Source organism: Paenibacillus sp. BAC0078 (assembly GCF_054483875.1).
On sequence record NZ_JBTLRW010000002.1, the window covers coordinates 128,290 to 140,603 of the forward strand.

Below are 12,314 nucleotides of genomic sequence, written 5' to 3' on the forward strand. Positions count from 1 at the left end.
AGGTAACGCCATGAGTTCAACTACTGCAAATATCCAAACTACGGAGGTACGCCGCGGGCGCGGCAATAAAGACCGGCTGCTGCTGTCAATCATCGGATACACGACACTTTCGGTGCTCGCCATATTCTGTATCTTTCCTTTCATTCTGGTGGTGTCCTCCTCTCTGAGTGAGGAGAGCACAATTATTGAGAAAGGATTCCAGTTAATCCCTTCGAAGTTTTCGACGGAAGCCTACAGCTTGCTGTTCAAATATCCGGCTGAAATGCTCAGAGCTTACGGTGTGACAATCAGCGTTACGGTAATCGGTACTGTGCTCGGCCTGTTCCTAACTTCCATGACAGCATACGTGCTGTCCCGGAGAGATTTCAAATGGCGTGGACGTTTCTCATTCTTCTTCTTCTTCACTACATTGTTCAGCGGCGGCCTTGTGCCTTGGTATCTGATGATCGTCAACTACCTGCATCTCAAAGACACGCTGGTAGTGCTGATTCTGCCTATGATGCTCAATGTCTTCTACATTATCGTTATGAAGTCGTTCATGAGCAGCATCCCGGATGCGATTACGGAATCCGCCAAGATTGACGGAGCGGGCGACTTCCGCATCTTCCTGCAGCTAATTGTTCCGCTGTCCAAGCCTGCACTGGCGACCATCGGGCTGTTCATCGCTCTTGCCTACTGGAATGACTGGTACAACGCACTGCTGTTTGTTTCCAAGTCCGAATTAATGCCGCTGCAATATTATCTCTACAAAATGCTTGGCAATATGGACGGCATGCGTAAGGCAATGATGGCCTCGGGTGCGGTAGTGAACTCTGATCTGCCTACCGAAAGCTTGAAGATGGCGATGACCATCGTGGCTACAGGACCTATCCTGCTTGCTTATCCCTTCATTCAAAAGTATTTTGTACAAGGCTTAACCATCGGTGCAGTTAAAGGATGATCTCAGGGCAACCTGGTTATCAATAGAAATGTAAACCAACTATTCGATTAGGGGGAAACATCGGTCATGACTAACAAAAAGAAGAAACTAACAGCTACGCTGGCGACAGTATTGATGCTTGGCACAGTTCTAAGTGCATGCGGAGGCGGCAACAACAACAACACAGCTGCGGAAGCCACAAACGCAGGAGCAACCGCTACGGAGGGAGCAGCCACGAATTCCGGCGCTCCTGATACCTCCAAGGAAGTCAAACTCAAAATGCTGCTGATTGGCGGCCAGCCTGGCGACTACGATAAGGTATTCGGCGAGCTGAACAAAAAGCTGAAAGAAAAAATCAATGCTACTGTGGATGCAGAATTCCTCGATTGGTCTGACTGGACACAGAAGTATCCACTGAAATTTGCCGCCAATGAGGATTTCGACCTTGTGTACACTGCGAACTGGGCTTTCTATAACGATCAGGCGCTCAAAGGCGGATTCCTGGAGCTGACAGATGACATGCTGTCCAAGTACATGCCGAAAACCTGGGAAGCTATGCCTAAGGTTTCCTGGGAGCAAGCAAAAGTGGATGGCAAGCTCTACATGGTTCCGAACAACAATGTTGAGGTTACCGATAAAGTAGTGCTCTACCGTGAAGACCTGCGCAAGAAATACAATCTGCCGGAAATCAACAGTCCTGAAACCTATGCCAATTACTTGAAAACGGTTGCCAAGAACGAAAAAGGCATTACCGCTTACGGTGCCAAGCCTGCCGATGGCTGGAAATGGCATGAGCTTGACCAGACTTTGCTTGAACAGAACAACAACTTCAACCTGGTAGATCCGAACCTGACGCCGTTGGCCTACAAGCTGGACGATGCATCCGGTAAAATATTTGACATCTATGACACTCCTGAATTCAAGCAATTGCTTACCTACTACAAAGATCTTGCCGACAACGGCGCATGGTCCAAAAACGTAGTCAGCAACAAAAACGATGTATGGCAGGATATCAAAGCAGGCAAAGTCTCCTCTTATGCTCATAACCTTGGAACAGTGGCAGCTAACCTTGCTGAAATGCGCCGCGACAAACCGGATGTAGAACTGGCGATTGCCGACCTTACTCCGGACAAGAAGAAAATCGCTGCCATTTCAACCCAGAACGGTATGGCGGTCCATGCCACTTCCAAGAATGCAGAGCGTTCTTTGATGCTGATTGATCTTCTGCAAAATGACAAGGAAATTCATGATTTGACGATGTACGGCATTGCCGGAAGCAACTACAATCCTGATGGCGATACCAAGTTCACTGCAGGCCCTGCGGCTGCCAATTACACCGGCTTCTCGAACTGGGGCTGGAACTCTTCGCTGAACCGTCAAGATGCTTCGTATCCTGTAGAAGCTGACAATATGTTCAAGAGCTGGCAGTCCAGCATCTACCACTTCCCGCTGGAAACCTTTGTCTTCGACTCCACTAAAGTGAAGAACGAAGTAGCGAACATCGGCAACGTAATGCTGCGTTATGCTATTCCGCTCGAATACGGTTTGATTGATGATATCGACAAAGGTCAAGCCGACCTGATTCAGCAGTTGAAATCCGCTGGCATTGACAAGGTTCAAGCTGAAATGCAGACCCAAATCGACGCCTTCCTCGCTGCTCAAAAAAAATAGCGAATTGAAAGTGAAGCTTATGTAACGGCTTCCGGGCTGCTCCAAGGCATAGCTTTGGGGCAGCCCATTTTTGTTATTCAGAAGAAAAGGAGCTCTGAACATGGAATATAAAATATTGGCCGGGATTTCCCCGAAAGAAATTTATCCATCGACGCTGCGGCTGGGTGGAAGCAATCCGCAGGGCGAGCAAATCAGCTTTACCAATTATTACATGGAGCTGAACGGGAAGCCTTATTTTGCCGTTTGCGGCGAGTTCCATTATTCCCGTTATCCACGGGCCGATTGGGAGACAGAAATCCGTAAAATGAAGATTTCCGGGATTAATATAGTAGCTACCTATATTTTCTGGAACCATCATGAGGAGCTCGAAGGAGCCTTCGAATGGCAGGACAACCGGAATCTGCGGGAATTCATCCGGCTCTGTGCGCGTAACGGGCTGTATGTGATCCTTCGTGTTGGCCCGTTCTGCCACGGGGAGGTCCGCAACGGAGGTTTGCCGGATTGGCTATTCGGACGCGCGTTTGATGTCCGCTCCAATGATGAAGATTACCTGCGCTATGTCCGCCGGCTGTTCCATGAGATCGGGGCTCAGTCCGCAGGGCTGATGTTCAAGGACGGCGGGCCTGTGATCGGCATCCAGCTTGAGAATGAGTTCAATGCCGCTGCTGCCCTGTGGGAGCTGACCGCGAAGCAAGGCGATGAATATCTGAGCGGAGGAATCGGAGGCGAAGCCGGATCTGAGCATATGCGTTTTCTGAAGCAGTATGCAATTGAGGCGGGAATGGATGCACCGGTCTATACCAGCACAGGCTGGGGCGATGCGCCGTTTCTGGAAGATGAGGTGCTTCCGCTGTATGGCGGTTATGCCTATACCCCCTGGAGCATCAGCAAGCAGAATCCTGACCAGAAGCCGACCGGGGAGTATGTATTCATGAATTATCATGACGAGCAGGCGGAGACCGGGGAGTACAATCCGCCGTACCGCAGAACGAAATATCCTTTTGCCTGCTGTGAGATGGGCGGGGGCATGCAGACCTGGTATCTTTCGCGTTTCCAGGTGGAGCCGGAGAGCGTAATGGCGATGAGTCTGATGAAAATTGCCGGAGGCTGCAACTTTGTCGGCTACTACATGTTTCACGGAGGAACGAATCCGGTAGGGAAGACAGGTTATCTGAATGAGAGCACCACACCGCGAATCACCTATGATTTTCAGGCTCCCATCGGTGAATTCGGACAGATCCGGGACTCCAATCATCTGCTGCGTCCGCTGCATTATTTTCTCCGCCAGTTTGCAGAGCGCCTGATGCCTATGGCAACAGTGCTTCCGCAAAATGCGATATCTATTACCCCTGAAGACTCGCATACGCTGCGGTACGCGGTCCGTACAGACGGAAAGGCCGGGTTCCTGTTCGTCAATAACTATCAGGATCATGTGGAGATGGACACGCATGAGGATGTCCGGTTTGAGGTGGAGCTGGCTGAGGAGACGCTTAGCTTCCCAAGAAAAAGTTCGCTTACTGTGCGGAGGAACGCTTCGTTCATCTTCCCGTTCAACTTCACGCTGGATGGGCTGAACCTCCGCTATGCTACGGCCCAGCCGGTAACTGTGGTGGAGTCTGCCGAAGCAGCCACTTATTTCTTCTCCATGCCGGAGGGTGTGGATGGGGAGTTTCTGCTCGATGGGCAGGGAATCACCGGCCTGACAGTCGATCGCGGAGCCGTGGAGCAGGAAGCGGACGGCAGCTGCTCCGTCCTGATCCCCCATGACGGCTCTGCGATGATCCGTATTACTCGGGCCGGGGCCAGAGAGCTTCGCATTTACGTCATGAATGCAAAGGAAGCTTCAACCCTGTGGGAGATGAAGGACGGCCAGTCCACAAGAATTATGTTCTCGGAAATCCCTCTGGTCCAGACGGCGGAAGGTATCGAGTTCTTCAGCACCGGCCAGAGCAGCTTCTCCTTCCGAGAGTACGCGGCAGTTCCGGGGGCCGTGTCTGAATGGAAGACGGCACAAGCAGCCTGCTCCATAGCGCAGCGGAGAGAGGAGTGGTTCTTGAGCTATGATCTGGAGGTTCCTGTGAAGGAGATCGGGCTTGAGACCCGGCAAATCCATGAGCATAAGCTGGCTCTGCACATCGCTTCAGATGCGCTGGCGGGTGTGGAAGATGTGCTTCTCAGCATCGACTATACAGGCAATGTAGGTTACGCCTTCGCTGAAGGCCAATTATTTCATGACCATTTCTACAACGGGCTCCCTTGGGAAATCGGTTTGTCCCGGTTCCGGGATACGATTCAAAGCGGGGAAATCATCCTGGAGACCACGCCGCTGCGCAAAGGGGTGATGACTGTCGTCGCAGGTGCCGCTATGGCGGCCGAGCAACAGTTCACCGGCGAAGCAACGGCGGCTTTCAACAGCGTTACGGCTGTTCCGGTCTACCGGGTGGCGTTGACAGGGTAGGCAATTCGGAGACGGAAATCCAATGTAGGGTTTGCCGGCAGCGCAAGCTTGTAGAGATTTGCAGGTAGTGAAGTGGAATTAGTACACTTAAATGTGCTCAAAACCCTTTCCACAACAGTATTAGTGGGAATTAGTAAACTTAATTGATTCGATTTCACCTATAATGGTGCGAATCGGCCAGATTAGGTGTACTTTTTCCCACAAGCGCTTACTGGAGAGTAGATGGGACGGGTTTAAGTTCACTTTTTCCACTAAAATATTAAAACGGCTGCGCTGTCCAGTTAAGGACGGCGCAGCCGTTTCCATTTGTCTACATATAAGATTAACCCTTCACCGCTCCGGCGACAACGCCCTTCACGATGTACTTTTGCAGGAAGATGAACACGATGATGGAAGGCAGTACAGCCATAACCATTGCGGTCATTGCATATTGCCAGTCGGAGGTATACTGCCCAACGAACGTGTAAGCAGCCAGTGTCAGAGTTTTCGTATCCGGCGAGCCGTTAACCATCAGCAGCGGGAGCAGGAAGTCATTCCAGATCCACATCACGTCGATGATGACGATGGTCGTCGTTACCGATTTGAGCAGCGGGAAGATGACGCTGAAGAACAGCCGGAAGCTGGAAGCCCCGTCAATCGTGGCGCTTTCATCAATTTCTGCCGGAATCCCCTTAACAAAGCCATGATAGATGAATACGGCCAGCGGAGCGCCGAAGCCCCAATACAGCAGTCCCAGTCCCCAGGTGCTCTCAGAGAGATTCAGGTTTTTGGCAGTCTGCAGTACGGTCAGCATGATGGATTGGAAAGGAATCAGCATCGGCATAATGCACAGGAAGTAAATGACACCGCTCAGTCTGGATTTTGTCCGTGCCAGCTTATAGGCCGCAATGGAGGAAATGAACACGATGCCGAGTAGGCCAAGACCGGTAATGACAAAGTTGTTCAGGAACAATCTCGGATAGTTGATGAACTTCCATACATAAGAGTAATTGCTGAGCGCCAGATGCTTCGGCAGGGCGATTACGTCGGTCATGACCTCGCTGAAGCTTTTTAACGAGTTGATAATGGTCAGGAAAAGCGGATACAGAAACACAAGGGAGAGGAGCACCAGAACAACTTCCAGGATGATCCGGCCTGCTTTGCTGTTGTTTGTTTTCATTATGCCTCAACCTCTCTCCGTTTGAAGACTGTAAGCTGGATCACTGTCACGACCAGGACGGCCAGGAACAGAATCAGCGCTTTCGCTGTACCATATCCGTACAGATTGTTCTGGAAGGTATCCCGGTAAATATCATAAGCGATACTGTAGGTAGTTCCGCCCGGACCACCGCCGGTCAGCGACAGAATGACGTCGAACACCTTGATGGAGTTGGTCAGCGCCATAAAGACCGAGATGGTGATGGACGGAGCAAGCAGCGGCAGCGTGATGCTGAAGAATCTCCGCACAGGTCCGGCGCCGTCAACGGTGGCCGCTTCCTTGAGATCGTCCGGCACGGACTGCAGGCCCGCAATATAGATCACCAGATAGAAGCCGATGGACTGCCAGATCGAAACCCCTAATATGGAGATAAAAGCAAGCCCCGGTGTCCCCAGCCAGCTTAAGCCGAAGACTGACCAGCCTGTGCTGGCGCCCAGCGAGTTGAAGCCCTGCATGAAGATGAATTTCCAGATGAAGCCGACGATCACAAGACTGAGGATATAAGGGATAAAGAAGGCCGCTCTCAGCCAGGAGGTGGACTTCAGCTTCATATCGAGCAGTACAGCCAGCAGAATCGCCAGCACATTAACAATCACAATGTAGAGCAGCGCGTATTTGATTGTGAACCACGCCGAATTGGCGAAGTTGCTGTCCCCTGTAAAAATCTGCTGGAAATTATCCAGGCCGACAAATTTGGGATGCTTGGAGATCCCGTTCCACTTTGTCATGGAGTAGCGGATGGTCATCACAAACGGAATGTAGAACGCAATCGCGATACAGATCAGAACGGGGAGTGTGAACAGCCCGAAGTCCAGTTTTTCGCGCCATTTTCTGCCGAGTGTTTTTAACATGGTTGCACCTCTTCTTTGTTTATAGGGTGGTGGGAGTATTGTGCTTGCTTGCCACACATAACCATTCCGGTTAGTCTATATTGTGTATTATAGAGCAGACCCCTATACTCAAAAATGGATTTAAGAGTACACTTAGGGGTAAAAAGGTGAACTGAACCTTGTCCCTCAAAGTTCATGCGAGAAGGAGGTAGGGCGTCATCAAAACAACTCTGTACAAGCTGTTCGAGCCTTTGCTGGAGCGGATTTCACGCCGTCTGGCGAATAAGCTCATACTCCTGTTCACGATCATTATCATCCTGGTCGTAACCTCGCTCACGTTCATTTCCTATGGAATGCTGCGTAAGGAGTCGGTGAACAACAGCATCTCCAGCACGAGCAACAACCTGCTTCTGGTTGGCCGCAATCTGGAGAGCTACCTGGACGGCATCGAGCAATTGTCCCTGCCGCAAATTTCCTATGATGAGTTCACCTATGCGCTCCTGCATGAGTCGGAGGATTACGCGTCCAAAATGTATGTGGAGGATTATTTGAAGAATCTCTATTTTTCCCGCAAAGATCTGGAGGCCATCTACCTGTATGTAATCAAAGAGCATAAATACTATTATGTCACCAAGGAGAACTATAACATTACCGTGCGGGAGGCCGAGCATCCGTCCATCGAGAACCTTTCGTGGTACAAGCGTGCGCTGGCAAGCCCCTTTAACCGTTCGTACCAGTCTTTTGTCAAAGACAGATCGGAGCTGGAAAAAAGTGCGGACTATCCCGTGAATTCAGATAAAAGCTTCATGGGCTATCACCGGCTGCTGCGTTCGATTGTCTCCCGGGAGCCGCAGGCGGTCCTGTCGCTGTATTTCAATTCCAGTGTGACGGATGAGATTATGAAGGATATTCCGTTCAGCACGGGGGAGCATCTGATGTATGTCAGCCCGGATAACGAGCCGTTTGTGGTGGATAACCGGGAATTTTATCAGAACAGTGAGGCTGCGGGGCTGCTTAAGCTGCTTACGCCGGCCCTCGACGGGCGTGTGACGTGGTCCTACAACAAGGAGAAATACCTGGTGATCTATGACATCAGCAAAAAAGAAGGCTGGAAGCTCATCAAGCCGATTCCGTATAAGCAAATCTATGAAGCGGCGACGACTACACGCATGTTAAGCTATTCGATTGGCCTGCTGTTCCTGATTGTGTCCGTTATCCTGGTCAGCTTCACCTCCAACAAAATCACCAGCCCGCTGAAGCATCTGTCCCTGCAGATGAAACGCTTCAGCACCGGCAGCTTCGATGCCGAAGCTGTAGTGGAGGGGAATGACGAGATTGCGTATCTGTCCCGCCACTTCAACAAGATGGTGGAGCGGACAAACGAGCTGATCAACGAACGCTATAAAATGAAAATTGTCGAGAAAAACGCCGTTCTCAAGGCGCTGGAGGCCGAGATCAATCCGCATTTTCTGTACAATGCGCTGCAGGCGATTTCCACTAAGGCGCTCAAGAACAACAATGATGATATCGTCGAAATGGTCGATAATCTGGCCCTCACCCTGAGGTATTGCATCAGCGGAAAAGATGTGGTGCAGGCCAGTGAGGAGCTGAAGCATATTGAACGTTATCTGGCGCTGCAGAAGGCCCGCTTCGGGAACCGCATGCAGGTGGCCTATGACTGGAATGACAGCCTGCTTGCGCTGAGAATTCCCAAGCTGTCGATTCAGACCCTGGTGGAGAACTGCATCAAGCATGCGCTGGAGAAGGTGTCCAGTACGGTCACCATTCGGATCGAGGCCCATATTACGCCCACTCACAGCGTAATCTCCGTGCTGGATGACGGGCCGGGCATCAGCGCAGAGCGGCTTGAGCAGGTGCTCAGCTCGCTGCAGATCCAGTGGGAAGACCGCGAAGGGGACCCACAAGAGAAGGACGACAGCATCGGTCTTAAAAATTTGAACACACGCCTAAAGCTCTTATATGGAGAAGAAGCTGGACTTACGATTGCCAGCGATGAGCAGGGCACACGAATGGATATGCGGTTACCGCGGGGAGGGCTGGGACAACATGTACAAAGTACTGATTATTGATGATGAAGAGCCGCTGCGCGAGGCGATTAATATTCTTGGGGATTGGAAGGGCCTGGGTGTTGAGCAGGTGCTGGAGGCGACGGACGGCAAGATGGGGCTGGAGCTCCTGCGGCAGCACAAGATTGACCTGGCGCTGGTGGATATGAAGATGCCGGAGCTCAGCGGAAGCCAGCTCCTGCAAATCGCCGAACGCGAATTCCCCAATCTGCTGCTGATTGTGATCAGCGGCTACAACGATTTCGAATATACCCGGCAGGCCATCCGCTCCAAGGTGGTGGATTACCTGCTGAAGCCGGTGAACCGGAATGATCTTAACGCCGCATTGCGCAAGGCAGTCGATGTGCTGGAAGCCAAACGCAAGAAGGAGAGCGAGTTCATCAGCCGCAACATTACCTTGAACATGTCTCTTCCGAAGCTGAAGGAGAAGATGTATCTCTCCATCATTGAGCGCAGCTTCAAGAACCAGTCCAATGAAGCCTTTCTGCCGCTGATTGGTGCGGACACGCCGGGCAATCATTTTACCGTAGGCGTGCTGCGGATGCTGAATCTGGAGCAGGTACGCCATGACCGGTTCCATGAGGACCGGGATCTACTGCATTTTGCCGTAACCAATGTCATCAACGAGAACAGCGACGGCCATTTCGAGGCCTTCAGCTTCGCCAGCCCCAGAAGTGAACGGGAGTTCATCGCAATTTTCACCTTGAAGGGGAGCTACGGGGAAGAGGCGGCGTTCCTCTCACTGCATCATATGAAGAAGGCAGTCTCTACATTGAAGGAGCTGTTCGGCATAGTGTGTGCGGGAGGCATTGGGCAGTCCTACAGCGACGTGATGGAGATTGCCCAGTCCTATGAGCATGCCAAAGCCGCGCTGGATGAAATTGATCTGCTGAATCTGAAGGAGAATATAGTCGCAAGCATTGGATCTGCGAAGCCTGCAGCTAAGGACAGCCCTTCCCTGACGGGACGGATGCCGATGATTCTGAATGCCCTGGAGAGCGGAAACGTCAACCACGCGAAGAGCATTCTCAGCGAATTCACGCGGAAGTGGAAGGCCGCGGAGTATTTCAGCCTGGGTGAAGCCGACCGGCGGATTCAGGAATTCATCATTTTGCTGGGGGATATCGCCACTCAGCTTGAGGCGGTTCCAGAGCGGCTGCGCAGCGGCAAAAGCAAGGGGCTTCGCGGGCTTGGCATCAGCAGTGATTTTGCCACGTTCGGAGAGTTCGAGGGTGTGCTGAGCCGCATTCTGGATGTATACGCCGGAGAAATCAGCAGATCGCTGGCCGGAGACCGCAGCGGTGTGCTGGAAAATATTAAAGCGTACATTGATAACCACTATTTCGAGAATATTAAAATATCGCTGTTCACGGATAAATATTTCCTGAGCAGAGAATACTTGATGAAGCTGTTCAAGGGGCAGTACGGGTATGGGATTCATGAGTATGTGCAGAAGGTCAGAATGGACAAGGCCAAGGATTTGCTGTCCGACCCTGCGCTCAAGATTCAGGATATTTCCGAGATGCTGGGCTATAAGGACAAGAACTATTTCAGCAAGGCGTTCCGCAACTACTATGAGTGTTCACCTTCTGAATTTCGGCTGCTGCACTCGGAGGGAGAAAAGTGAAACGGTTACATGAGCACACTTTTTTACCCTCATAAGATCACTTATGTACATTCTCATCCTTTTTCTTTTTATTTAAAATAACACCAAGACCACAAGAAACATGAGGAAAAGGGGGCAACATCATGAAGGGTAAAAGATTTATAGCACTATCCGCAAGTCTGCTGCTTACTGGCGGACTACTGGCTGGCTGCGGTGGCAACAACACCAATAATGCCGCTAACAACGCAGGGGGAACAAATGCAGCGGCGAATACAGCTACAGATACTTCCAAACCTGTCACGATTAATATGTTCACTGCATCTCCAGAGTACACCGATGCCTTCAACGCTTATATTGCCGAATACAAAAAAGTGAAGCCGAATGTAACCATCAATCTGGAAATTATGCAGGCGGACTACAATACGGTGCTCAAATCTAAAATTGCCGCAGGCAGCACACCTGACGTATTCCAGACTACTGCCGGCGGAGATATCGACACCTTTGCCGAATACAGTGCAGATCTGACGAATGAACCGCTGGCAGCAGCAATGACTGATGCGGTCCGCTCCAATATGACCTCCTCGGACGGCAAGGTGCTCGGACTTCCGGTCAAGGGCAACCTGTTCGTCCTGATGTATAACAAAAAGCTGCTGACCGATGCAGGAATCACTGAGGTTCCAAAGACAACCGCACAAATGGATGATGCCATTACCAAGCTGGAAGCCAAGGGCATCACCCCATTCGCCAACGCTTATAAAGAGTGGTGGGTCTGGAAGCACATCTTCCAGCACTTCGTGGATGCGGCTGCTACGGATGCCGGAATTGACGCCAAGACGCTGGTAGGCAACTTTATCGCCGGCAAAACCACGTTCAAGGATCATCCGGTGCTGTACAACAACTTCTTCAACTTCATTGACACTACTGTAAAACACGGAACAGACAAGCCTCTGGAACGCGACAGCAATGCTGAAGTCAGCGACTTTGCCTTGGGCAAAGCAGCATTTATGACCGGTAAAGGCGCATGGGATGAGGAAGCGATCAAGAAAATCACCCCTGACTTTGACCTTGGCATCGCCGGTTATCCTGTCAGCGACAAACCAGAGCAATCCCAGATCATCACCGGTGCGGACCAGGCGCTGCGGATCAATAAGGATTCCCCTGTAGCTAGGGAAACGATTGATTTCTTCAACTGGCTGTACACTTCCGACTACGGCAAGAGCTGGTTCTCCACAGTGGCTAAGGTCATCCCGCCAATCAAGGATGCTCCGATGCCTGACCTGCAAATGCCTAAGGAAATGAACGAAATCCTCAAAACCGAAAAATCCGGCGATCTGTCGGTTAACTATTCGCTGGATACATTCCACCAGAAATTCGGTGAATTGATGCAGGCTTATATCGGCGGCAGCAAAACCAAAGATCAAGCCATCGACGAAATTCAAAAAGCCTGGATTCAATTCGGATCGGCCGGGCAATAAAGCTTAATCAATTATTTTGGGACGGCCTTGAAGGTAAGATTCATTACCGGGGGGCCGTCCTTTCTATGTA

The 12,314-nt window shown here is 51.1% G+C and carries 8 protein-coding genes; 6 read left to right on the plus strand and 2 right to left on the minus strand.

Annotation, left to right across the window (positions count from 1 at the left end; all coding sequences use genetic code 11):
- The first annotated feature begins 10 nt into the window (after positions 1 to 10).
- The 3 genes from ACX1DY_RS04025 to ACX1DY_RS04035 all read left to right on the plus strand — a co-directional run bounded on the left by ACX1DY_RS04025 (position 11) and on the right by ACX1DY_RS04035 (position 5,048).
- On the plus strand, positions 11 to 940 hold the full coding sequence (locus ACX1DY_RS04025; protein WP_458962919.1) for a carbohydrate ABC transporter permease: 930 nt from the start codon (positions 11 to 13) through the stop codon (positions 938 to 940).
- A 66-nt stretch (positions 941 to 1,006) separates the two neighbouring features.
- On the plus strand, positions 1,007 to 2,590 hold the full coding sequence (locus tag ACX1DY_RS04030) for a DUF3502 domain-containing protein (protein ID WP_458962920.1): 1,584 nt from the start codon (positions 1,007 to 1,009) through the stop codon (positions 2,588 to 2,590).
- A gap of 100 nt (positions 2,591 to 2,690) precedes the next feature.
- A complete protein-coding gene (locus ACX1DY_RS04035) occupies positions 2,691 to 5,048 on the plus strand; it encodes a beta-galactosidase (RefSeq protein WP_458962921.1) in 2,358 nt (785 codons plus the stop codon).
- Positions 5,049 to 5,370: 322 nt separating this feature from the next.
- Here ACX1DY_RS04035 and ACX1DY_RS04040 read toward each other — a convergent pair whose 3' ends face one another.
- Positions 5,371 to 6,207, minus strand: coding sequence for a carbohydrate ABC transporter permease (locus ACX1DY_RS04040; RefSeq protein WP_458962922.1), 837 nt, complete (start codon positions 6,205 to 6,207; stop codon positions 5,371 to 5,373).
- Positions 6,207 to 7,097 (minus strand): carbohydrate ABC transporter permease, encoded by an 891-nt coding sequence (locus ACX1DY_RS04045; protein ID WP_458962923.1) that lies wholly within the window; start codon positions 7,095 to 7,097, stop codon positions 6,207 to 6,209. The genes ACX1DY_RS04040 and ACX1DY_RS04045 overlap by 1 nt, the downstream gene beginning before the upstream one ends.
- Before the next feature lie 230 nt (positions 7,098 to 7,327).
- Between ACX1DY_RS04045 and ACX1DY_RS04050 the strand changes: the two genes are divergently transcribed.
- From ACX1DY_RS04050 to ACX1DY_RS04060, 3 genes are all read left to right on the plus strand, one after another.
- The gene (locus ACX1DY_RS04050; RefSeq protein WP_458962924.1) at positions 7,328 to 9,166 is read left to right on the plus strand and encodes a sensor histidine kinase; all 1,839 of its coding nucleotides are present in this window, start codon (positions 7,328 to 7,330) and stop codon (positions 9,164 to 9,166) included.
- Complete coding sequence (locus ACX1DY_RS04055; RefSeq protein ID WP_458962925.1) at positions 9,144 to 10,790, plus strand: response regulator transcription factor; 1,647 nt, start codon at positions 9,144 to 9,146, stop codon at positions 10,788 to 10,790. Before ACX1DY_RS04050 ends, ACX1DY_RS04055 begins: the two co-directional genes overlap by 23 nt.
- Positions 10,791 to 10,912: 122 nt before the next feature.
- A complete protein-coding gene (locus tag ACX1DY_RS04060) occupies positions 10,913 to 12,244 on the plus strand; it encodes a type 2 periplasmic-binding domain-containing protein (RefSeq protein ID WP_458962926.1) in 1,332 nt (443 codons plus the stop codon).
- The last annotated feature ends 70 nt before the right edge of the window (positions 12,245 to 12,314 follow it).

Coding starts and splice junctions, on each gene's coding strand:
- ACX1DY_RS04030 (WP_458962920.1), top strand. CDS start 1,007: ATGACTAACAAAAAGAAGAAACTAACAGCTACGCTGGCGACAGTATTG.
- ACX1DY_RS04060 (WP_458962926.1), top strand. CDS start 10,913: ATGAAGGGTAAAAGATTTATAGCACTATCCGCAAGTCTGCTGCTTACT.
- ACX1DY_RS04035 (WP_458962921.1), top strand. CDS start 2,691: ATGGAATATAAAATATTGGCCGGGATTTCCCCGAAAGAAATTTATCCA.
- ACX1DY_RS04025 (WP_458962919.1), top strand. CDS start 11: ATGAGTTCAACTACTGCAAATATCCAAACTACGGAGGTACGCCGCGGG.
- ACX1DY_RS04045 (WP_458962923.1), bottom strand. CDS start 7,097: ATGTTAAAAACACTCGGCAGAAAATGGCGCGAAAAACTGGACTTCGGG.
- ACX1DY_RS04040 (WP_458962922.1), bottom strand. CDS start 6,207: ATGAAAACAAACAACAGCAAAGCAGGCCGGATCATCCTGGAAGTTGTT.
- ACX1DY_RS04055 (WP_458962925.1), top strand. CDS start 9,144: ATGTACAAAGTACTGATTATTGATGATGAAGAGCCGCTGCGCGAGGCG.